18 protein-coding genes and 2 tRNA genes are annotated in these 22,400 nt (G+C 38.4%); 6 read left to right on the top strand and 14 right to left on the bottom strand.

From position 1 onward, the window contains the following. Nucleotides 1-86 precede the first annotated feature (86 nt). Nucleotides 87-2,399, top strand: a complete 2,313-nt coding sequence (locus tag DBK98_RS15260) for a BamA/TamA family outer membrane protein (RefSeq protein WP_005777747.1) — start codon at nucleotides 87-89, stop codon at nucleotides 2,397-2,399. An 81-nt stretch (nucleotides 2,400-2,480) separates the two neighbouring features. Here DBK98_RS15260 and DBK98_RS15265 read toward each other — a convergent pair whose 3' ends face one another. From DBK98_RS15265 to DBK98_RS15280, 4 genes are all read right to left on the bottom strand, one after another. Then, nucleotides 2,481-3,035, bottom strand: coding sequence for a DUF3332 domain-containing protein (locus DBK98_RS15265; RefSeq protein ID WP_005806068.1), 555 nt, complete (start codon nucleotides 3,033-3,035; stop codon nucleotides 2,481-2,483). 121 nt (nucleotides 3,036-3,156) lie between these two features. After that, entirely contained in the window at nucleotides 3,157-3,594 is a 438-nt protein-coding gene (locus DBK98_RS15270; protein ID WP_005806070.1) for a DoxX family protein, read from the bottom strand. A gap of 569 nt (nucleotides 3,595-4,163) precedes the next feature. Then, complete coding sequence (locus DBK98_RS15275; protein ID WP_005806074.1) at nucleotides 4,164-4,691, bottom strand: hypothetical protein; 528 nt, start codon at nucleotides 4,689-4,691, stop codon at nucleotides 4,164-4,166. 757 nt (nucleotides 4,692-5,448) lie between these two features. Next, nucleotides 5,449-5,521: transfer RNA gene (locus DBK98_RS15280), tRNA-Lys, on the bottom strand. A 519-nt stretch (nucleotides 5,522-6,040) separates the two neighbouring features. On the opposite strand from DBK98_RS15280, the gene DBK98_RS15285 reads away from it, so the two are divergent. Then, nucleotides 6,041-7,183 (top strand): OprO/OprP family phosphate-selective porin, encoded by a 1,143-nt coding sequence (locus DBK98_RS15285; RefSeq protein WP_005806076.1) that lies wholly within the window; start codon nucleotides 6,041-6,043, stop codon nucleotides 7,181-7,183. Between the two features lie 122 nt (nucleotides 7,184-7,305). Here the strand turns inward: DBK98_RS15285 and DBK98_RS15290 are convergent, their stop codons facing one another. The 7 genes from DBK98_RS15290 to DBK98_RS15320 form a co-directional block, all read right to left on the bottom strand. Continuing rightward, nucleotides 7,306-8,517 carry an MFS transporter gene (locus DBK98_RS15290; RefSeq protein WP_005806078.1) on the bottom strand — a complete coding sequence of 404 codons (1,212 nt, stop codon included), beginning with the start codon at nucleotides 8,515-8,517 and terminating at the stop codon, nucleotides 7,306-7,308. A gap of 261 nt (nucleotides 8,518-8,778) precedes the next feature. Continuing rightward, nucleotides 8,779-8,851: transfer RNA gene (locus tag DBK98_RS15295), tRNA-Lys, on the bottom strand. 87 nt (nucleotides 8,852-8,938) lie between these two features. Further along, the gene (locus tag DBK98_RS15300; RefSeq protein ID WP_005777763.1) at nucleotides 8,939-9,742 is read right to left on the bottom strand and encodes an MBL fold metallo-hydrolase; all 804 of its coding nucleotides are present in this window, start codon (nucleotides 9,740-9,742) and stop codon (nucleotides 8,939-8,941) included. A gap of 81 nt (nucleotides 9,743-9,823) precedes the next feature. Further along, nucleotides 9,824-11,212 (bottom strand): MFS transporter, encoded by a 1,389-nt coding sequence (locus DBK98_RS15305; protein ID WP_032537126.1) that lies wholly within the window; start codon nucleotides 11,210-11,212, stop codon nucleotides 9,824-9,826. Between the two features lie 148 nt (nucleotides 11,213-11,360). Then, entirely contained in the window at nucleotides 11,361-12,767 is a 1,407-nt protein-coding gene (gene uxaC / locus DBK98_RS15310; RefSeq protein WP_005806082.1) for a glucuronate isomerase, read from the bottom strand. Nucleotides 12,768-13,130: 363 nt separating this feature from the next. Continuing rightward, nucleotides 13,131-13,667 carry an FHA domain-containing protein gene (locus tag DBK98_RS15315; protein ID WP_005806084.1) on the bottom strand — a complete coding sequence of 179 codons (537 nt, stop codon included), beginning with the start codon at nucleotides 13,665-13,667 and terminating at the stop codon, nucleotides 13,131-13,133. Nucleotides 13,668-13,678: 11 nt separating this feature from the next. Continuing rightward, the gene (locus DBK98_RS15320; protein ID WP_032537125.1) at nucleotides 13,679-14,740 is read right to left on the bottom strand and encodes an SPOR domain-containing protein; all 1,062 of its coding nucleotides are present in this window, start codon (nucleotides 14,738-14,740) and stop codon (nucleotides 13,679-13,681) included. A gap of 158 nt (nucleotides 14,741-14,898) precedes the next feature. On the opposite strand from DBK98_RS15320, the gene rfbC reads away from it, so the two are divergent. The 3 genes from rfbC to DBK98_RS15335 all read left to right on the top strand — a co-directional run bounded on the left by rfbC (nucleotide 14,899) and on the right by DBK98_RS15335 (nucleotide 17,726). Beyond that, the gene (gene rfbC / locus DBK98_RS15325) at nucleotides 14,899-15,447 is read left to right on the top strand and encodes a dTDP-4-dehydrorhamnose 3,5-epimerase (RefSeq protein ID WP_005777775.1); all 549 of its coding nucleotides are present in this window, start codon (nucleotides 14,899-14,901) and stop codon (nucleotides 15,445-15,447) included. Between the two features lie 23 nt (nucleotides 15,448-15,470). Next, nucleotides 15,471-16,784 carry a UDP-glucose/GDP-mannose dehydrogenase family protein gene (locus tag DBK98_RS15330; RefSeq protein WP_032537124.1) on the top strand — a complete coding sequence of 438 codons (1,314 nt, stop codon included), beginning with the start codon at nucleotides 15,471-15,473 and terminating at the stop codon, nucleotides 16,782-16,784. 138 nt (nucleotides 16,785-16,922) lie between these two features. Beyond that, nucleotides 16,923-17,726: a DUF4738 domain-containing protein gene (locus DBK98_RS15335; RefSeq protein WP_005777779.1), complete on the top strand. Its 804-nt coding sequence runs from the start codon at nucleotides 16,923-16,925 to the stop codon at nucleotides 17,724-17,726. A 70-nt stretch (nucleotides 17,727-17,796) separates the two neighbouring features. On the opposite strand, the gene DBK98_RS15340 is transcribed toward DBK98_RS15335, so the two are convergent. Both DBK98_RS15340 and serB read right to left on the bottom strand, forming a co-directional pair. After that, a complete protein-coding gene (locus tag DBK98_RS15340; RefSeq protein WP_005806092.1) occupies nucleotides 17,797-19,053 on the bottom strand; it encodes a DEAD/DEAH box helicase in 1,257 nt (418 codons plus the stop codon). A gap of 80 nt (nucleotides 19,054-19,133) precedes the next feature. Then, nucleotides 19,134-20,357 (bottom strand): phosphoserine phosphatase SerB, encoded by a 1,224-nt coding sequence (serB, locus tag DBK98_RS15345; protein ID WP_005777787.1) that lies wholly within the window; start codon nucleotides 20,355-20,357, stop codon nucleotides 19,134-19,136. Nucleotides 20,358-20,627: 270 nt separating this feature from the next. On the opposite strand from serB, the gene DBK98_RS15350 reads away from it, so the two are divergent. Further along, a complete protein-coding gene (locus DBK98_RS15350; protein WP_005806096.1) occupies nucleotides 20,628-21,137 on the top strand; it encodes a thioredoxin-like domain-containing protein in 510 nt (169 codons plus the stop codon). Between the two features lie 164 nt (nucleotides 21,138-21,301). On the opposite strand, the gene DBK98_RS15355 is transcribed toward DBK98_RS15350, so the two are convergent. Beyond that, the gene (locus tag DBK98_RS15355; RefSeq protein WP_005777794.1) at nucleotides 21,302-22,399 is read right to left on the bottom strand and encodes an LptF/LptG family permease; all 1,098 of its coding nucleotides are present in this window, start codon (nucleotides 22,397-22,399) and stop codon (nucleotides 21,302-21,304) included. Between the last annotated feature and the right edge of the window lies 1 nt (nucleotide 22,400).

A 22,400-nucleotide genomic window follows, 5' to 3' on the forward strand; every position in this document is an offset into this window, starting at 1 on the left:
ATGCTCTTCCGGCATTTTTATTTCCCAAAACAAAAAATATGGTTTATATTTGTAACCTATTTGGCGTAATCTATTAAAAACCGTATATGAAGAAAGGGGTTCTTTACACGATTCTTCTTTATTTTGTTTTGTCACTGGCTTCGTGTTCTGCCACTAAGTTTGTGCCGGAGGGTTCTTATTTGTTGGATGAAGTAAAAATACATACTGATAATAAAGACATAAAACCGTCGGACATGCGACTTTATGTGCGACAGAATCCTAACTCGAAATGGTTCAGTGCAGTCAAGACTCAACTGTATGTGTATAATTGGTCCGGAAGGGATTCTACGAAATGGCTCAATAAATTCTTGCGCAAGATAGGAGATGCTCCGGTTATCTATAATGAAGCCGATGCTATCCGTTCGCAAGAAGAAATTGCAAAAGCAGTGCAGAATCTCGGCTATATGGGAGCTACCGTAAAAAGAACCATAAAAACTAAAAAGAAAAAGCTAAAACTGTTTTATGAAATCAATTCAGGCAAACCTTATACTGTACGCACACTGAAGTATGATATTTCTGATAAGAAAATAGCCGAATATCTTCAAAATGATTCTACCAAATCAACGTTGAAAGAAGGAATGCTTTTCGATGTAAACACACTTGATGCGGAACGGCAACGTATTACAGACTACTTATTGTGTAACGGTTATTATAAATTTAATAAGGATTATATTACTTATACGGCAGATACTGCCCGCAATACTTATCAAGTAGATTTGACTTTACATCTGTTGCCCTATAAAGCTTATGTTGGTGATGTTCCTAAAGAACATCCTCAGTACAAGATCAACAAAATCAATTTTATTACTGATTATGATGTCTTGCAATCATCAGCTCTGAGCAGCATTGAAATTAATGACTCTTTGCATTATAACGGATTCCCGATCTATTATAAAGACCAACTGTATTTACGTCCTAAAGTGCTCGTAGATAACTTAAGATTCACCTCCGGAGATTTATATGATGAACGTAACGTACAAAAGACCTATACTTATTTTGGGAGGCTTTCAGCTCTCAAGTATACTAACATTCGTTTTTTTGAGACACAAAATGACGATAGTACCAGACTGAATTGCTATGTAATGCTAACCAAAAGCAAGCATAAATCCATTTCTTTTGAGTTGGAAGGTACTAATTCGGCAGGTGATTTGGGAGCTGCCGCGTCCGTTTCTTTTCAACATAGAAATTTATTTCGCGGCTCAGAAACTTTCATGGTAAAATTCCGAGGAGCTTATGAGGCCATATCCGGATTACAGCCGGGATATAAAAACCATAATTATACTGAATACGGAGTTGAAACAAGCATCAATTTCCCCAGTTTCTTATTTCCCTTTCTTACTTCTGACTTTAAACGGCGGATAAGAGCAACGACAGAGTTCGGACTACAATACAATTATCAATTACGCCCCGAGTTCTCCCGCACCATTGCTTCGGCTTCATGGAGCTACAAATGGATGCAAAAACAAAAGATTCAGCACCGCATCGATTTATTGGATATCAGTTACCTCTACCTTCCCTGGATTTCTCCTCAATTCCAGGAAGACTATATTGATAAGGACAAAGACAACTACATCCTCAGATATAATTATGAAAATCGTCTTATTGTACGTATGGGATATACTTATAACTATAATAGTGCAGGAGGAACCCTTGTCAATAATACGATAACTTCCAATTCTTATTCCATACGGGCAGGCTTCGAATCTGCAGGCAACATTCTTTACGGAGTCTCTAAAATGATTAATATGAGAAAGAATAAAGATGGGGAATATGCTATTTTAGGGATACCTTATGCACAATATTTGAAAGGTGACTTTGATTTTGCCAAGAATATTATAATCGATCATCGCAATTCCCTTGCGTTTCATGCGGGGATAGGAGTTGCCGTACCTTATGGAAATGCAAAGGTAGTTCCTTTTGAGAAACGTTATTTCTCAGGAGGAGCCAACAGCGTAAGAGGATGGTCTGTACGTAATTTAGGACCGGGCTCTTTTGCCGGCGATGGAAATTTCATGAATCAGTCCGGAGATATCAAATTGGATGCAAGCATCGAATACCGGACCCGTCTGTTTTGGAAGTTCCGCGGAGCGGCATTTATCGATGCAGGTAACATATGGACTATCCGTGAATATGAAAACCAGCCGGGAGGAGCTTTTGAATTCGACAAGTTCTATAAGCAAATCGCAGTGGCTTATGGATTAGGGCTCAGACTGGACCTTGACTTTTTTGTACTTCGTTTTGACGGAGGTATGAAAGCTGTAAATCCTAAATATGAGAAAACAAAAGAACGTTATCCTATTATTCATCCTAAATTTAGCCGTGATTTCGCATTTCATTTTGCTGTAGGCTATCCATTCTGATTCTATTAAGGATAGAGATAAAAAAAGATGAAACTGACTCTCAGAGCGGTTTCATCTTTATATTTATAGTTATTTCGATAATCAGCGTGCTGCAAAAAGCAGTCCGCCCATTGTAGCCTGACGTGCAGCCATCATACCTTGTGCATCAAGAGTTACGTTCATCTTTTCTCCATTCGGTAAATTCATTTCAGCAGTACCGTCATTGTTCATTTTCAACAATTCCGTGCTGACTCCGTCAGCAACAACATTCCAAGTGTTTGCTTCTTTGTTATAAATCAACTCCATAGCTGAATCTTCACCTTCTTTAGTGATGGAATAACCATTCTCAAGGGTCTTTACCAGATAATCTCCGTTCTCACCCTTTACTTTCTTCACATCACCTACATTAGCCATAGGATTGGTGCCACTCCAGAATTCGATTGAGTTAATCACCAATGCATCTGCCAGATAAGCGACACCATATACCGGAACGATATTTAAAGCAAGGAAAACAAGTTCATTTACAAATTTTGTACCAATGGACTGATTCCATGACGAAATGCGATTGAACAATCCGAATGATCCTACACATGAACTAAACAGGATAGTACCACTGAGAAAAATGGCAGCAACCAAAGTTAATCTGTTCTTTTTCATACTAATTTTTTTATTTGTTATTAGGTTAATATTATGGATCATTTATATAAAAACGATCCTGTTATAATCTGCAAATATACTCTTTTTAGCTAAAGAGAACAAATTTAGGTTACTTTTCTGCTTACATTTTCCTTTTGTTTCGGAGTTGCCGGCCTATCATATAATCGACAGAATATTTCCCCGGTCCGCTTATATACATCAAAATAAAAACAATCAAATATACTAATGCCAATTCTTTCATTGCAAATGCATCATTTGCATGAATAACAAAGAATGCAATACCCATAGTAAAGATCATTGGAATCATGGCCAACCTGTAAAGAAAACCTATAATAAAGGCCATCGAACATACTAACTCTGCAAAAATGGCCAACCCCAAGGAGAGGGGAGAACCTAATCCCAACGGATCAGGAAAGGATGTGGAAAGTTCCTGAAAATTACTCCATTTTTGTATGCCATGATTCATTAACAATAATCCAAACGAGATTCTTAGAATCAGCAGGAATGCGGATGCTCCCATACTGTCTGGTTTAAGAGGAAATAAAAATTTGTAAATCATAAGTTTATATTTTTAGATTTTATAATATAAACAACTATCCGTTTTGTATTGTTTACTTGATACAGATCAAATAATAGCCAGATCCCCCCAAAAAGCAATATCAAAATACAACTCATGAATTATCATTTTTGTTGTATCGGCGAATGACAACTAAAATGAAAGGAATGTGATCATGAAAAAAATAGGGAAGTTTCTGAGAAGCTGTCTGGAGGAGATTGGCAGAAATACTCTTAAAGAATATGGCTACTCTGATGACAAATAAATCTCTTACTGATGTTATTATTGGAGAAATGTATCGTATTCTCAGGAACAATGCATTTATTTTCATCCGAATATGCAAAAAAAATGTAATACGAACATCTTTTCAAAATCCAACCTGTTATATAGTCAATAAAATAGAGGGATTATGGAATATATAATTATTTATATAGCTTTTTTGCTTATCACGTGGGCATTTATAATGAAAAGTATACATGATGCACCGGAAATGGAGGATACAGAGAGTAATCCTCTATAGAAATAAAGGAGGATTGATACTCTGAATAGTATAAAATCCTCCTTTATTATTCTTATTTATTATTATTTTCCGAAGAAGGAGCAATGTAATCTTCTTTAATGAATTCGTCATACACCTTTTTCGGATGATCAAACGGAGCTACTCCAGTGCGATTTTCATTAAAATTCTCACGTCTGAATTTCTTCAGTTTAAGATTATCCTCAGCATATTCCCGGAGTTTTTTCTTTTCATGCCCATACAATGAACTATCCAAAACTTCCGAATCCAATAAACTCTCTTTAGGAGTTATAGACGGCAATAAGTTTTGTTCTAATAATCCACGATAAGCACCGTTGTATTCACACCACACACAATCTCCCAATATAAACAGCCGATAAGTGTATCTGGACCATGCTGTTTTAATAGTAACCTCACGAGAGTAGATCTCCACAGTTGCCTCCGAATCGAATGCACGATCACGGATTACGACTAATTTCCTACCTGAAATATCTTCCTTAATAAGGGTCGTCCATCTTTCGGAATTCAGAATTTCCCCGATTATTTCAGGTAACTTTTCCTTAATTTCAAATTGTATTCTCATATCATTCGCCTGTGGGCCAGGACTTATTAATTGCCCCCAATTATAATCTATTTCCTAAAGATAGTAAGTTTCAAGGTTAAAAACAAAATAAAATCCAATTTTTTCCAGTCTTTTTGCTATAATTATCTATCTATTTACTATCAAATACATAAAAACGGAGTAATCGGAAATTTTTGTTGGCATTCATCTTTATGTAAAAAGGGACAGTCCGATTGCAGCCCATAAAAATGATTAAAGTACACCTAAGGAAATATAATCAGAACTTAACCACAGGAGCGGTATACATTTCTTTTTATTGGTTGTAAAGACCCAATTATAAAATAACAAATCACTTTACTATAAAGTGCTGAAACATAGAAAATAAACTTTTCAGACCGATAGTTAAAGTCCATCTTACGGGCTAAGATCTACATCTTAGCTCGCAAGATACACATCTTGGCCCGCAAGATCTGTATCTTAGCTGCCAAGATGAACTTGAATTATAGGAAGCAACCATTTTCCCAAGGATCAAAATATACTCCTCCACCTGAACCTTTAGGTTTCATTATTGATGGACTATCCTTACTTATCAGGAAAAACATCAATACGAAGAAGGTTGTGCGACAAAGGCATCGCTAAGATGCAGAAATATAAAGAGAGGAGCACCAACAAAAATTTCCGATTAATTCAATATCTTGTTGAAGAACAGAAGCAAAATAAAAATAAACACATAAAAAATCCACTACATTTTTATATGCAGTGGATTTATAATGAATTGTACACCCTCAGGGACTCGAACCCTGGACCCATTGATTAAGAGTCAATTGCTCTACCAGCTGAGCTAAGAGTGCATGTTATCAAGCGTTCTTGATTTCGGGTGCAAAGGTAAACCTTTATTTTTAAACTGCAAATGTTTGAAGGAATTTTTTCGTCTAAAGAATGTCTTTTATTCTGTCTAATGAAACACTTGTATCTTTTTAAGTATTCATTCATAAATAATCATACATGATAAATTGTCTCATTTACAATAATCTATATTAGACCAAGAAGCGTTGAATTAAGATTTAGTAAAGAAAAAACATATTCCGGTCAAAGATTAAGTTTTAAAAAAGTTTTTTTAATCGCACATTAAAGCATTTTATATAGTACGATTTACGTAAACTATTATAATTCAACAGATAAATGTATAATACCTCTTATAATATATAATTTATAAAATTATCTGTATCTATTTAATTAGATTTATATTACAATCTTCTAATGAAAAAAAATCAATATATCAATAAATTATAAATATTCATTTCATCTATATTTCTTTTAATGTATTTTTGTATCCGAAATAAATAGCAAGGCTAAAAATCTAATAACAAATGAACTTATATCTAAAACACACTCTTTCCTACTTGTTAGGCATATCTTACGCTTTATTATCTTCGGCACAGCCCAACTCGGACAAACTACAATGTAAAGTGACAGGACGAATGCTTCTGGATGGAGGCGTATATCTTAAAAATGATAACCATTTTGGTAATGGAGTGGAATTTGGTGATCTTCGCATAGGCGCAAAAGTTGCTTATCAAAACTGGAATATGAAAGTTGAAATAGGCTATACGGGCAATAAAGCAGCAATCAAGGATGCTTACGCAATGTATACACAAAAAAAGCACACTATACAGGTTGGACAATTTTATGAACCCTTCAGCTTAGAAATGCTGTGTAGTACTTTCGACCTTCGCTTTAATCAATCTCCCGGAGTCGTTCTTGCCTTGACAAACAGCCGGCGAATGGGAGTCGCATATAGCTATAGAAGTAAACGTTACTATTTGTCGGGAGGGGCATTTACCGACAATGATGTCAATAATCTGAAAAATGTTTCACAAGGCTATGCGTTGGATGGCAGGATAGTATATCGACCGGTATTTGAAGATGAGAAGCTTATCCATATAGGGTTTGCAACAATCTATCGTACTCCTGACGGTTCATTGAATGAAGAAGACAAAAACGTATTTTCTTATAAATCTCCTGGAGTGAGCACGATTGACAACCGAAACATTGTTGCAGCCACTGTCGACCATGCGACACATCAGATAAAGTTTGGCACCGAATTATTGGTTTATTATCACCGTTTTTGTCTGCAAAGTGAATATATACGCACACATGTGAAGCGGGATGATGCATTTGAAAATTATGTAGCACAAGGTGGTTATCTTCAATGCTCTTGGCTTTTAGCCGGTCAGACTTATTTATATGACGAATCAGTCGCATGTCCCGGCCGGCCGAAAGGAAAAAGCCTGGAGCTCTGTTCCCGATTTAATTATCTAACACTTAATGACGGAAAAGCTGCTATCTGGGGAGGAGAACAAAAAGATATCTCCGTTGGACTTAATTATTACATTAATAAATACATCGGAGTAAAATTAAACTATAGCTATATGATACCCGGAGCTAATATAAAAGAGATAAGCAACCAAAACTTCAGCGTAGTTCAGGGAAGATTCCAATTCATTTTCTAATCAATAGTCTTTAATATATTCAGGTTATACTATATTTCATAAAATGCTCACTGTTTATCTCTTCGCAACCCAAGAGGTAAACAGTGAGCATAAACGGATGACTTATAATAAATAAATTCGTTCTACCTGCCTTTTCTTTCCAAATCCCTAACGGCTGTAATACACATCATCAAAACGGCGGTAAGCACAATTGCTATTCCGCAATAAATGAAAATATTGGCTATCCCCAGATTATCAGCAACAAATCCCGTAATAAACAACCCTATAATAGAGGGGAGTAAGCTCACGCTATCAAAAAGTGAAAATACCCGTCCTAAATATGCCGGTTCAAATTGAGTCTGAAGCAATGAAGTAAAAGGTCCGGAAAAGAACGGAACAACTATGCCCTGTGCTACTGTTAGTATGGCAAAATAGATAAAGCCTTCAGCCGGAAGCACTCCACAGAATGCCAACGCCAGACCGAGTAAAAAGTAAGAGGTGGCAATCAGCAGAATTTTCCGTATCTTAGGATTCCAAACACCCAGCAATGCACCACCGGCCAGCATGCCTGCACCGAAAAGGGCCTCTATCAAACTCACCTGATATGCCGTTCCCGAGAAATTCTTCAAGGTCATCAATGGCATCAAAGCTACCATAGGCATAACAAAAAATGTAACAAGAACTTCAGTTACCATAACCCAACTGACTCCTTTGTTGCGCATGATGACATTAAACCCATCTCGCATATCATAAAGCACATTCTTAGCAGAAGCATTTTCTTTTTTAGGATTAGGAATATACACAAAAAGTAAAGCTGTACAAGCTATTATGGCTCCAAATACATCCAAAAGCATAACAAGGCTCATGTCGAAGGCAAGCAGTAATATAGCCCCCAGAGCTGGTCCACCGATGTTACATACTGACTGAATCGCCTGATTGATACCTGCAATGCGCATAAGCTCTTTCTCGGGTGCCAGCAATGGCACAGACGATTTCATGGCAGGCGTATGAAATGCACCACCGACAGAGCGCAACATAAGCAAAAAATATATATGCCATAGCTCAACTGTATTAAGATAAAACAACAATGCAATTATACCGGAACAAAGGGCGACGAAGCTATCTGCTCCAATCATAGTCCACTTACGATTCCAACGATCGACAAATACACCGGCAAAAGGACCTAATACCGCCTGTGGCAATAGGGCAGCAATTGTTGCAAATGACAATACTTCTGCAGAACCAGTTTTAAGACTAATCCACAAAACAATAGAGAACTGGGCAATAGAACTACTTAGTATAGAGAATAGCTGCCCGGTCCATATAATAATAAACTTTTTCTTCCAATTATTCATATTAAAGTTGAAATAAGATAAAGAATGAGATCATTCCTCTGTTGCATTTATACAGGAGGAAAAGAAGAATGAGATATACCATTACGAGAAAAGGCATATCAAAATAAGGTGAAACCGTAGCTAAGCCAGTTCCAAATAATCGACAAGTATGTCAAACAGATAAGTTGTTTTCATCAATTTTATTCTTTGCGGCGACAAAGATAAGATAATATTTCAAAATGTCACAAAAACAAAAAGGAGATTATAAATAATCTCCTTTTGTACACCCTCAGGGACTCGAACCCTGGACCCATTGATTAAGAGTCAATTGCTCTACCAGCTGAGCTAAGAGTGCTTGTTTCTCGTTTGCGGTTGCAAAAGTAGGGCTTTTATTTCATATTGCAAAACAAATAGGAATCTTTTTATTCTTTTTTTCTCACACTTACTCAAATTCATAGAGCTCTGATGGCGTATTTCTCTTTAAAGCAAGCAGTTGCACATCCTTCCCAACAATGACGCCTTTATTCTTTAATTTCCATTCAACCGTTTTATAAGCCAGTTCCGGATGATTATTATCTTTGCTCAGATGACAAAGCCAGATATAACGAAGATGTTCCGTGATATTCTCAGCAAGAAAGTCGGCAGTATCTACATTACTCATATGGCCTGTACTACTTGAAATACGTTCTTTCAGATATGTAGGATAAGGTCCCATACGAAGCATTTCTTCATCATAATTAGCTTCAAGAATCAAATAATGGGCTTTACAGATATATCGGGCAGCAGTCGGAGTAATCTCTCCCAAGTCTGTTAGAAAAGAAAAGACTTTACCATCAACTTCTATACAATAACCCACATTGTCTGTTCCGTCATGTGGAACTTCAAAAGATTCAATGCGGAAGTCTTCCAATTGCATAGGCTCTTCTTTCTCCAGATAGCGTACAGAAGCATGCAATTTTTCTGTCATACAATAACTTTTATTAATCCCCGCATGTATACGTGCTGTGGTATATACCGGAATATTCAACTTCTCACCTAAATGCCCCACAGCTTTGATATGATCAGCATGATCATGCGTTATAAACACTGCGCGTATCGAATCCATCGTCACATTTATATCTCTCAACGTTTTTTTTATGGTACGAATTCCGATACCTGCATCAATGAGTATGCCGTATTTTTCGGTACCCAGATAATAACAGTTTCCGCTACTGCCACTTGCCAGGCTTATAAATCTAATCTTCATTATTATTCTCTTCTTTTAAATGCAAATTGCCGTCAACTTTTATGGCAAAGTGACGGCAAATATACATAAAAAAGGAAACAATCAGGTGTTAGCTTTCTTCTTTTTATCGATGAAATCGGTGATTTTTGCAAAAATAAGCAATGCAATTGCTGCAATCAAACCGATTGCTGCAAAGTAATGCCAGATGTAATGAGCATTTACACTGGCGGCTTCCCAAGCTTCTCTGGATTCAAACAGGGCAGGATCCGGACAATACTTGGTCAGCAGCACCCCTGCGAGCCCAAAGCCAAAAATAGAAGACAAAAAAGAGTGAAGATGGCTAAAACCTAAGTACATGCCTTCTTCACCTTTAGGAGCTTGTAAAGAGAAATATTCCAGATAACGCGGAGAAATAAAGCATTCTGCCAAGCCTTGTACCACGATGCCGGCAATCATCATCAACGTAATATTACTCATTCCCGAGATAACTTCATTGCCCAAGAGATTACCACATGCCATCAACAGCGCTGATATCGGAATCAGAAACATACCAATATTCATCGAAGTGATAGCACTTCGTCTGGCCATCCAGCGAGTCACAAAGCTCACACAACAAACAACGACAAAAGGATTTACATTGGCAATCCACCCCGGTTTTGCAGTTTCACCAGCCATGCGAATAACATACTTAGGCATTGTAGCATAAAGCTGATGTTGTACCATCCAGAATCCCGTAATAATAAGGATTAAGATCAGCAAACGCCAATTAGTGACAATACGCAAGAAACCTTGTCCGATCTCACGCATACTCTTTCCTTCTCCTACGGTATGAGTCGATTTATACAAAAAGAAAACAGCCAACAAAGCGATGAGAGTCATGACTCCTGAGAAATAGTTAATATAGATATAAGCTTGGTCACCAATAACATTCCGTAGAGGATCGATAACCGTTTTACCGGTAAAGGCACCGATATTAACCATCATATAAAAAATAGAATATCCGCGTGCCCGAGTCGCTTCAGTTGTTTCCTTGGCAACAGAAGCTGAAATAACCGATTTAATAAATGCGCCGCCTATCATAATTATAAATAGAACCGGGACTATCAACCAACGGGAGGCACTATCCGTCAGTCCATCGAAATGAGTGCTTTCTCCATAAGTCACTAATCCGGCGCTTTCAAGTAACGTGGGTAATACTCCCAGGCCCAAGTATCCGGCTGTCAATAATGAAAAAGCAACAAGCATTGATTTGCGAAAACCAATTTTATCGGCATATGCTCCGGTAAAAATAGGAAGCAAGTATAATCCACCGGAAAAAAGGCCGGAAATCATACTTGCTTCAAAATCATTAAAACCTAAAATTGTAGATAGATAAATAGTGAGAACGATAAACACGGCATAGTAAGCCATGCGTTCAAACAGTTCGACTGTGTTGCTGACATAAAAGGCTCTTGTGAACCCTTTAGCAGCAGGCTGAGGGGAATTGTTCATTTATGTTTTTCTTTTTTTAATTGATAATCGAACGCAAAGATAAGATTTTTTGCCAATCCGACCAGCCACTCATGAAATAAAAGCCGGAAAAAGGCTTGGAGAACCAGTTTCCGACTTAATTTATTATAACAGTTAAATAAACAGGTAATTAAAACTGAAAAAAGTTTTTAGCATTAAAATAGCTGATATCTTTAACCATCTGACAGACACGGTCCATCTCAGATGCCGGTATTTCACCGCTTTCCACATCACGCCCCAATAGATTACACAATGTACGGCGGAAGTACTCATGACGAGGGTAAGAGAGGAAAGAACGAGAATCCGTCAGCATTCCTACAAAGCGACTCAACAATCCAAGTAAAGAAAGGGCGTTCAATTGTTTTTCCATTCCATCCTTCTGATCAAGAAACCACCATCCCGATCCAAACTGAATTTTTCCGGGGATACTGCCATCCTGAAAATTACCTATCATAGTAGCAATCATTTCATTTGCACAAGGATTCAGATTATATAGAATTGTTTTGGCCAGTCTACCTTTTGAATTCAGACGGTCCAGAAATTTACTCATTGCTTTAGCAGTCATAAACTCACCAATGGAATCAAACCCAGTATCAGGTCCCAGCAATTTAAACATCCGGCTGTTGTTATTGCGAATTGCACCATAGTGAAATTGTTGTGTCCATCCCTTCTCCCAATCCATTTCACCCAGTATAATCAACATAGCCGATTTAAATTTCAGAACCTCCTCTTTTGTTAGTTCAGATCCACCATAAATTTTATTGAAAATAGCTTTAATCTCGCCATCCGTAAACTCTTCAGCATAAAATTCTTCGATTCCATGATCAGACAGCTTACATCCCTGATCGGCAAAGTAATCGTGGCGTTTACGCAAGGCTGTTATCATATCATCAAAATCAGAGATATCGACCTCACTTATTTCCGATAATTTTTCAACATAAGCACGAAAGTCTGATGGTATTTCTACAGCCATCACTTTATCCGGCCGCCAAGTGGGTAACATCTTTATTTCAAATCCACTTTCACGTGTTTTAATGTGATACTCCAATGAATCGATAGGATCATCGGTCGTACAAACGACTTCCACATGATAGCGACGCATCATTCCACGGGCAGAATATTCTGGAGAAGCCAGTTTATCGTTACATTCATCATAAATTTCACGTGCTGTTTTGGGGTTCAATATTTTATCAATACCAAATGCTGTTTTCAACTCCAGATGAGTCCAGTGATATAAAGGATTACGTAAGGTATATGGAACTGTTTCCGCCCATTTCTCAAATTTTTCCCAATCTGATGTGTCTTTTCCTGTACAAAAACGCTCCTCCACACCATTTGAGCGCATGGCACGCCATTTATAATGATCACCACCGAGCCAGATTTCGGTTATAGATTTAAACTGGTAATCGTCCGCTACCATCTGGGGAACTAAATGACAGTGATAATCAATAATCGGCATCTTAGATGCATGTTCGTGATATAATTCCTGAGCCGTTTCTGTTTGCAGCAGGAAGTTCTTACCCATAAATTTTTTCATTTCTTTGTGTTTTTATTGTACAGAATAGTTATTTGTATTAAAGCCAAGGTATATTGTTGATTATAAATACAATATATTCTATTTATATTTCGATTTTATTTATCGTTATCGAACACAAAATTAAAAAAATTACTTAGAGATGCAAAGACAAACCAGATATTTATGAATTTAAACTTTAAAATAATATGGAAAAAACACTCTTTTAAAGGGAGGGGTAAGATATTAACTTCATAAAGGATAGAAAGTTAATATCTTGTTTGCAAGAAGTTAACTTCCTGCCTTTACGATATTAACTTCCTAAAAACACTGTTTTTCAGATTATTAGCATAAAAAGTATATCACTGTTCATACTCTATTGAGAATTCAGATTTCCTCTCTTTCTCTTGCGGAACGGAGAATAATAGTAGTAGCTCCAATAGTAATGATAGCTCCGTCTTCAATACGAATACGGTCTTTATCACCCAAAATTTCGTTCATAAGAAAAGTACCTGTCAGACTCGGGGCATCACGTAAAGTATAAACTAATTCCCCCTGCTTGTTACGTTTTACATTGATAATGCAGTGACGTCTGTCCATACTCATATCGCCGGTTTCAATCGGAGTATTGATATTTGTACCGATACATCGACGCCCAATGATGTTATCACCTTCCTGCAGGGGTAGGACTTGTTTGAAACCAAATACGTTCTCAATCACGACGATACAGCCATATTCTTCTTTATATACCTCCTCGTCCAACTTCTCTTCCTTACGGGAAGCTTTTATTTTGCTCTTTCCCAGTCGGATACTAAACTGTTTACCACAATGTTCACATACAAAAACCAATGATTGGCCTTCGCTATATTTGGTTTCATCAAAAGAAAGGTAATTTTCACACTTAGGGCAAAGAATTCTTTTCATTATAAAAATATTTATTTAACCAGCATCCAGGCATTCTTATAAGCCTCGTTCTCTCTTAATTTCAACAATTGACGGTTAGCGTCTTCACGATTGGCACATGACATTATGCTAACACGAATTTTGCCGTCACCTGTCAATACACTGGCACCTGCATAACCTTTAGTTTTCAATTCGGCAGCCATTAACTCAGCATCCTTGGTATTAGCTACACTGGCTATGATTATATGATATGGAAAAGAAGCTTCTGTAACCTTTGCATCAGCTGTTTTCATTGGCTTTTCCGGATGGGCAACTTTTACTTCTTTTACTGCAACCGGTTTTGTTACAGACGCTTTATAGACAGTCGTCGTTTTCTTCTTTGTAGTTACCGGTTTAGCTTGTGGAGTAGCAACGTTTGCTTTCAGCATAACCGGAGTCATTGCTACTGATTGTTTTTCTATCTTCTCAAACAAATCAGTAGGGAGCAATCGAGCATAATTGCCCTTTTCTACATATGTATTTTGGACAGGAGTAGACATTAGAAAAAACAATGCAACTGCAGCAATCATTGCTACTGCATTTCTTAAAAATGCCCAGTTTACGCTGATTTCACGATTTTTCTTTTCTTTAGGAATGAACGGAAGAATTTTCTCTCTTTCCGGACGTCGTAAAGACGTTAACTCTTTTATCTCAAACGAATCGAGTCCGTAAAGATAAGGAGTAGTAATTTTATTGTCGTATGGAATAAACTCGTAAGTGTTATGAATAGTATAACGGATTTCTCCAATATTAGGTAAATCAGTTTTTCCTTCTTCATGGAGAACGGCAATAAGCTCTGCCACTTCTCTTTTCACCATTTTTGTGGCATCCGAGAAATTGGTATCATACACAGCCATATATGATTGCACTAATACTCCGTCATTCAACCTCAATTGGGGATTGAAACCGATAACACGGGTAGGAGGGAGAAATATATTCTCTTCAGCCACTCTCATAGCAGGAGCGTAGTGAGCGATAAATCCACCAAATCCGGGAACAATTACACAATCATTCTCCAATAATAATACTTCAATATGCTGTGCCAATTCAATCATGTGTGCAAAATTAACAGATTAATTCAAGATATGCCATAAAACTGCACATTTTATTATTAACAAATGCTAAACTCAACCTTCCTTTCTTATCTATCTATACCTGTCATATTAGAAAAAATGCCTACTTTTGCGCTACTTAATAATATCATCAGAAACGAATGAATTATATACAAACAGAAATAGATGGTGTGTGGATCATTGAACCGAAGGTTTTTTCTGATCCGCGCGGATATTTCATGGAAGCATTTAAACAGCAAGAGTTTGATGCTACTATCGGGCAGATAAATTTTATACAGGATAATGAATCCAAATCTTCATTCGGCACGTTGCGCGGACTCCATTATCAGAAAGGAGACTATTGCCAGGCTAAACTGGTACGCGTCATTAAAGGCGAAGTTTTGGATGTAGCTGTTGATTTAAGAAAATCGTCTCCCACGTTCGGAAAACATATCAGCGTATTGCTAAGTGATGACAATAAGCGCCAGCTTTTTATTCCTCGTGGTTTTGCTCATGGATTTCTGGTGAAAAGCGAAGAGGCCGTTTTTACTTATAAAGTAGATAATATATATGCTCCTCAGGCGGAAGCCTCCATAATATACAATGATCCGGCATTGGGCATCGACTGGCCTATTGCCGATTCACAACTCGTCATGTCGGAAAAAGACCGGCAGGCAGGAAATTTCCGAGCAGCAGAGTATTTTGAATAGAAACCCTCAATAATCAAAAGAATATGAAAATTGCAATTGTCGGAACCGGATACGTAGGTTTGGTCACAGGAACCTGTTTTGCAGAAATAGGCGTGGATGTCACTTGTGTTGACACGAACAACGAAAAAATAGAAGCACTTAAAAAAGGTGTTATTCCCATTTATGAAAATGGGTTGGAAGAAATGGTTATCCGCAATACCAGAGCCGGAAGACTGAAGTTTACAACTTCATTGGAAAGCTGCCTGGATGATGTAGAAGTGGTATTTTCCGCTGTTGGAACCCCTCCCGATGAAGACGGAAGTGCCGACTTGAGTTACGTACTTGCAGTAGCACGCACTATCGGACAGAACATGAAAAAATATAAACTGGTAGTTACCAAGAGTACCGTACCCGTAGGTACAGCCTGTAAAGTTCGTACTGCCATTCAGGAAGAACTGGACAAACGGGGAGCCAAAATAGAATTTGATGTGGCTTCGAATCCTGAATTCCTGAAAGAAGGTAATGCTGTTAATGATTTTATGAGTCCTGACCGTGTTGTCATTGGCGTCGAGTCGGAACGTGCAGAGAAACTAATGACCAAGCTTTACAAACCGTTTATGCTAAATAACTTTCGTGTGATATTCATGGACATTCCTTCTGCTGAGATGACTAAATATGCTGCCAACTCAATGTTAGCTACCCGGATCAGTTTCATGAACGACATTGCAAACTTGTGTGAATTGGTAGGGGCCGACGTCAATATGGTACGCAGTGGTATCGGTTCAGATACCCGTATCGGACGTAAATTCCTCTATCCGGGCATCGGTTATGGCGGATCATGTTTTCCAAAAGATGTAAAGGCTTTGATTAAAACGGCTGAACAGAATGAATATCAAATGCGGGTATTACGGGCTGTAGAGGATGTGAATGAAGCTCAAAAAAGCCTGTTATTCGATAAGTTAGTAAAACAGTTCAATGGAAACCTGAAAGGCAAAACCATTGCATTATGGGGACTGGCATTCAAACCCGAAACAGATGACATGCGTGAAGCACCTGCGCTGGTATTAATTGATAAGTTGCTTAAAGCAGGATGTCACGTACGTGCTTATGATCCGGCAGCAGCAGATGAGTGTAAAAGGCGGATCGGCGACTCCATATATTATGCACGCGACATGTACGATGCCGTTTTGGATGCCGATGCGCTGATGCTGGTTACCGAATGGAAAGAATTCCGTCTGCCTTCATGGGCTGTTGTGAGAAAGACAATGTCACAACAGGTAGTCATGGACGGTCGTAACATTTATGATAAAAAAGAAATGGAGGAACAAGGCTTTATTTACCACTGCATCGGTAAATAATATCCAATATCCATATCCTCAAAAAAGTAATAACGGAGCTGAAAAGTCAGGAGTTTTTTTGTAATCCCCGACTTACTTTTCAGCTCCTTTTTATATCTTTATCGATATAAATGAGTAATTTTGCACAAAATTAAACAGATGATAAAGTACATTGCAACATTGTTACTGATGGTCTTATTCGTAGCATGCAATAATGGCAAAGGACAACAGCCCTCTGAAGACAATGAAGACCCCAAAGCTAAAGAAATCCTCCAAGGCATTTGGCTTGATGATGAAACAGAAACTCCCCTGATGCGCATAATCGGAGATACTATATATTATGCCGACACTCAGAGCACTCCGGTTTACTTCAAGGTTTTAAAAGATACTCTTTATACATATGGCAAAGATATAACCCGATACCAGATTGACAAACAGAGTGAATACTCTTTTTGGTTTCATTCTCTGGCTGACAACATTGTCAAGTTGCATAAATCAGAAGATCCGAATGATACATTGGTATTCTCTCGCAAATCTGCAGAAGTTATCCCAACTTATACGGAAGTTACTAAAAAAGATAGTGTAGTAATATACGATGGTGTCCGTTACAGAGCCTACGTATACATTAATCCGTCACAAATGAAAGTAGTGAAAACAACATATTCAGACGATGGTATCAGTATGGACAACATTTACTATGATAACGTGATGCATATATGTGTGTATGAAGGCAAAAAGAGTCTATATGCCAAAGATATCACCAAACAAATGTTTGTTGATGTGATTCCTGCGGACTTTTTGCAACAAGCCATTTTGTCCGATATGAATTTTACAGGAATTGATCGCACAGGTTATCATTACCAAGCCTTAGTTTGCATTCCGGAAAGTCCGGTATGCAATCTTGTGAATTTGACCATTAGCTTTAATGGACAATTGAATATAGCAGCTGCTAAATACAAATAAGCATCTGATTGTAAAAGATATCAAAGAGACATATTTTAGAAAAAAAGGGTAGGGGGCAGAAAGCGTACGCTTATTTTCTGCCCGATCTGGGTGATGCAGAGCGTCCCCCATTACTGTTTCTTCTACCTCCATTTCGAAAGTTTCTTCCTCCTCTTCCGCCACTATTATTCGAACGAGGGTTATATTGAGGTGCTTCTCCTAATTCTGAAGGTACAGGAATCTTATAAATTTCCTTCTCAAGAAAGTTCTCGATATTTTTAAAGTTTGTCTGTTCTTTTTCATTAACAAACGTAAGAGCGACTCCATCATTATTTGCACGCGCAGTACGTCCAATGCGGTGTACATAATCCTCACTGTCATGCGGTACGTCGAAATTGATGACTAAACGGATATCATCAATATCAATACCTCTGGATACGATGTCCGTAGCAACCAGAATATTAATACGTCCCGATTTGAACTCATGCATAATAAACTCACGTTGTGCCTGCTCAAGATCCGAATGCATCTCTCCGACATTCAATTTCATCATTTTCAAGGCTTTTGCAACCTCCTTTACCTTTAATTTGGAAGATGCAAAGATGATCACTCTTTCAGGAACTTCCTCCGCAAAGAGACTTCGTACAATGCCTAATTTCTGATTCTCGTAACAAACATAGGCAGCCTGAACGATTTTTTCAGCCGGTTTTGATACTGCCAGTTTGACCTCCGCCGGATTATTAAGAATAGTATTGGCCAATTGCTGTATCTTGGAGGGCATGGTAGCAGAAAACATAATGGTCTGACGTTCCTTAGGCAAGTATTTTACAATCTGCATTATATCTTCGTAAAAGCCCATATCAAGCATGCGATCCGCTTCATCCAGAATAAAATAAGAAACTCGGGATAAATCAACGTAACCCAAACTCAGATGTGCAATCAAGCGTCCCGGTGTAGCTATAACCACATCAGCCCCGAGCATCAAGCCTTTCTTCTGTTGTTCGAAAAGTATTCCGTCATTTCCACCATAGACAGCTACACTTGAAACAGGCATAAAATAAGAAAATCCTTCCATTTGCTGGTCTATTTGCTGAGCCAGTTCACGAGTAGGGGACATGATCACACAGTTAATAGCATCCTCCGGGTGTCCGCCTTCGGACAATCTATTCAATATAGGCAACAAAAAGGCAGCCGTCTTTCCGGTTCCCGTTTGCGCTACTGCTATTAAATCTCTACCTTCAAGTATTACAGGAATCGCTTGTTCTTGTATGGGAGTACATTCCTCAAAACGCATAGCGTCGAGTGCTTCAAGTACATTGTCATTTAATTGTAATTCGGAAAACTTCATCGTTTCTTTTTATTTGCTCGCAAAGATAGAAAATTCACTACGTAGTACAAATTTTTCGGGTTCTTTTATTATTCCCACTCTTACATATTCAGATATGAGTCTTTAAAGCCCAGAAAATAGAGTACCCCATCAAGCCCAATTGTATTAATAGACTGCTTGGCATTGGCTACTACTTTAGGTTTTGCATGAAAGGCTATGCCAAGACCTGCAATCCCCAACATTGGCAAATCATTGGCTCCGTCACCCACGGCAATGGTTTGAGCAATATCCACTTTTTCTACCTGAGCAATCAGCCGGAGCAATTCCGCCTTACGCTTTCCGTCCACTACATCTCCCAGATAACGGCCTGTCAGTTTGCCATCGACTATTTCAAGTTCATTAGCATATACATAATCAACACCATATTTTTTCTGCAAGTACTGTCCGAAATAGGTAAAGCCTCCCGAAAGAATAGCAATTTTATAACCATATTTCTTCAGTACATACATCAGACGATCGACTCCTTCGGTAATTGGTAAACTCTCGGCAATCTCTTGCATAACAGACTCGTCCAGCCCCTTCAACAATGCAACCCGTTCGCGAAAGCTTTCCGTAAAGTCAATCTCCCCGCGCATGGCACGTTCGGTGATTGCTTTTACTTCGGCCCCTACACCTGCACGCATAGCCAGTTCGTCAATCACTTCGGTCTCTATTAAGGTAGAATCCATATCAAAACAGATTAGACGACGCATACGACGATACATATTGTCGAGTTGGAAAGAGAAGTCCATTTCAAGTTCACTGGCCAACTTCATCAATTGTCCCTGCATAGCTTCTTTATCCCGGGGGGTACCACGAACTGAAAACTCAATGCAAGCACGAGTGTGCATTTTCCTTTCGTCCAATGGAATACGTCCGGTCAGGCGTTTGATGGCATCAATATTCATGTCCTGTTCAGCTAAGATACGGGTTACCGCTGCAATCTGACGAGCAGTGAGCTTACGTCCCAACAAAGTAAGAATATAACGGTTCTTACCCTGCAGATTTACCCAGCTTTCGTATTCTTCCGCAGAAATTGGATAGAAACGAATAGTCACTCCCAAAGAAGATGCTTTGAAAAGTAACTCTTTCATCATAAATCCCGAAAGTTGCTCCTCAGTCATACAAAGAATACCCAACGAAAGAGTATTATGAATGTCTGCCTGACCAATGTCCAAAATAGTAGCATCGTATTTTGCCAATATTTCTGTTACGGAAGCTGTGAGTCCCGGACGATCTTCACCGGTGATACGGATCAGAATTAGTTCTGTTTTTGATGGTTGCATAGCGGATTGTTCATTAAGTATCCTGCAAAAGTAGGAGAAAATTCCCAGTATTTATGCTAAATAACATAAAAAACTGCACCTAAAAAGTGAGAAATTTACTTGTTTATTTGGAAGTTGAAATAATATTTACTTACCTTTGCACCCGGTTTCTGAATTAAAGGCCTTGACAGTCAACAGATTCCTCTCTGTTGTGCCTAAAAAGACGATGTTTCGGGGAGAGACCACTGTTTAGAGGACAGTCCCGGATAGTATTAACTAAAACCGAATTACATGAGGCATGTAAAATGGATTTTTGTTGTATTACTAATTAGTTCCTTGACTTCTTTCGTAGAAAAAGACAAACCCACCGGAGGTTTGAACGTGGGTGACGTAGCCCCTGATTTCAGAATCGAAACTACGTCAGATGTACAGCACAATCTTGATTTAACCGATTTGAAAGGTAAATATGTGCTGCTTAGTTTCTGGGCAAGTTATGATGCGCAGTCCCGGATGCAAAACGCAAGTTTAAGCAATGCGCTTCGATCAACTTCTCAAGATATGGAAATGGTTTCCGTTTCGTTTGACGAGTACCAGTCGGTATTTAAAGAAACCATTCGTAAGGACCAAATAGTTACGCCCACCTGTTTCGTGGAAACTAAAGGCGAAAGCTCCGGCTTGTTTAAGAAATACCGTTTGAACCGGGGTTTCACTAACTATTTATTGGATGGAAATGGTGTGATTATAGCCAAAAACATCTCTGCTGCAGAACTTTCTGCTTATGCAAACAAAATCAAAGGTTGATTTTAAGGCGTAAGAAGAGAGTGGGGGTTCCCTACAGGACTTCGGTCTTGGGAACGAGACAAAAGAGGAAATGAATACAACAAAAAATTCCGCCCGCACTTGTGATTTCACAGGAGCAGGCGGAAATTCTTATTTTTAGACCTTTCATATTCAGATGCACTCCATTATTTGGGAGCCTTTCTATATAAGTAAAATGCAATCAGTGCATATAGTAAGTTAGGAATCCACATTGCGATCACCGGAGGCATATTTCCATTCACTGCGAAAGTGGATGCTACGGTCTGGAACAGGATGTATGAGAAACTCAAACCAAGCCCGATTCCCAAATGTAACCCCATTCCCCCTTTTGTTTTTCTTGAAGAAAGAGATACTCCGATTACAGTCAGGATAAACGATGCAAATGACATGGCGATCCGCTTATGATACTCGATCTCGAACTCTTTGATATTAGCGATGCCTCTTTGGCGCTGTTTATCAATATAAGCGCTTAATTGCGGACTGGTCAGCATTTCCTGTTGATTACGCATGATCATAAAATCGGCAGGTTCCATCGGTATGATGGAGTCCAGTTTATCCCCACGGATAATTGTCTCCTTCAATCCGTCCAGATTACGAATCATATAATCCTTGATCGTCCATTTATTAACAGCTGTAGTGTCATAAGTTATACTGCGGGCGGTCAAATGAGACACCAGCTTCTTATCTACAAACTTATCCAGCGAAAAGCGGTTTCCCGTTTTGTTATAATCCTGATAATTATCAATATAAGCAATCACGCCTGTGTCGATCTCCAACTGTATGTTATGTACATAAGTAGTCTTTTTTTTCTTTACGTATTTATCTTCAAAATCCAAACGCGTCACACTTCCCCTCGGGATAACATACGATCCTAATATAAAGGTAGAGATCGCGATGATACCGGCCGATATCATATAAGGACGTAGCATGCGTTTAAAACTCATACCGGTAGAGAACATCGCGATAATCTCAGAGTTCTCGGCCAACTTTGAAGTAAAGAATATGACAGCAATAAATACGAACAACGGACTGAACAGATTTGCGAAATAAGGAATGAAGTTCATATAGTAATCGAAGATGATAGCCGACCACGGTGCACTTCGCTCCATAAACTTATCCATTTTCTCGTTAAAGTCGAATACTACTGCAATAGAAATAATCAATGCAATAGCAAACACGTATGTCCCCAAGAATTTCTTGATGATATACAAGTCCAGGCGTTTAATAAACCGATTGCTTCTCATA

Origin of the sequence: Bacteroides sp. PHL 2737 (assembly GCF_004115325.2) — a bacterium.
Lineage (GTDB): Bacteria > Bacteroidota > Bacteroidia > Bacteroidales > Bacteroidaceae > Bacteroides > Bacteroides hominis.

What these genes read in the sequence shown, in the direction of transcription:
- DBK98_RS15260 (WP_005777747.1), top strand. Translation starts at nt 87, where the DNA reads ATGAAGAAAGGGGTTCTTTACACGATTCTTCTTTATTTTGTTTTGTCA.
- DBK98_RS15265 (WP_005806068.1), bottom strand. Translation starts at nt 3,035, where the DNA reads ATGAAAAAGAACAGATTAACTTTGGTTGCTGCCATTTTTCTCAGTGGT.
- DBK98_RS15270 (WP_005806070.1), bottom strand. Translation starts at nt 3,594, where the DNA reads ATGATTTACAAATTTTTATTTCCTCTTAAACCAGACAGTATGGGAGCA.
- DBK98_RS15275 (WP_005806074.1), bottom strand. Translation starts at nt 4,691, where the DNA reads ATGAGAATACAATTTGAAATTAAGGAAAAGTTACCTGAAATAATCGGG.
- DBK98_RS15285 (WP_005806076.1), top strand. Translation starts at nt 6,041, where the DNA reads ATGAACTTATATCTAAAACACACTCTTTCCTACTTGTTAGGCATATCT.
- DBK98_RS15290 (WP_005806078.1), bottom strand. Translation starts at nt 8,517, where the DNA reads ATGAATAATTGGAAGAAAAAGTTTATTATTATATGGACCGGGCAGCTA.
- DBK98_RS15300 (WP_005777763.1), bottom strand. Translation starts at nt 9,742, where the DNA reads ATGAAGATTAGATTTATAAGCCTGGCAAGTGGCAGTAGCGGAAACTGT.
- DBK98_RS15305 (WP_032537126.1), bottom strand. Translation starts at nt 11,212, where the DNA reads ATGAACAATTCCCCTCAGCCTGCTGCTAAAGGGTTCACAAGAGCCTTT.
- uxaC (WP_005806082.1), bottom strand. Translation starts at nt 12,767, where the DNA reads ATGAAAAAATTTATGGGTAAGAACTTCCTGCTGCAAACAGAAACGGCT.
- DBK98_RS15315 (WP_005806084.1), bottom strand. Translation starts at nt 13,667, where the DNA reads ATGAAAAGAATTCTTTGCCCTAAGTGTGAAAATTACCTTTCTTTTGAT.
- DBK98_RS15320 (WP_032537125.1), bottom strand. Translation starts at nt 14,740, where the DNA reads ATGATTGAATTGGCACAGCATATTGAAGTATTATTATTGGAGAATGAT.
- rfbC (WP_005777775.1), top strand. Translation starts at nt 14,899, where the DNA reads ATGAATTATATACAAACAGAAATAGATGGTGTGTGGATCATTGAACCG.
- DBK98_RS15330 (WP_032537124.1), top strand. Translation starts at nt 15,471, where the DNA reads ATGAAAATTGCAATTGTCGGAACCGGATACGTAGGTTTGGTCACAGGA.
- DBK98_RS15335 (WP_005777779.1), top strand. Translation starts at nt 16,923, where the DNA reads ATGATAAAGTACATTGCAACATTGTTACTGATGGTCTTATTCGTAGCA.
- DBK98_RS15340 (WP_005806092.1), bottom strand. Translation starts at nt 19,053, where the DNA reads ATGAAGTTTTCCGAATTACAATTAAATGACAATGTACTTGAAGCACTC.
- serB (WP_005777787.1), bottom strand. Translation starts at nt 20,357, where the DNA reads ATGCAACCATCAAAAACAGAACTAATTCTGATCCGTATCACCGGTGAA.
- DBK98_RS15350 (WP_005806096.1), top strand. Translation starts at nt 20,628, where the DNA reads ATGAGGCATGTAAAATGGATTTTTGTTGTATTACTAATTAGTTCCTTG.
- DBK98_RS15355 (WP_005777794.1), bottom strand. Translation starts at nt 22,399, where the DNA reads ATGAGAAGCAATCGGTTTATTAAACGCCTGGACTTGTATATCATCAAG.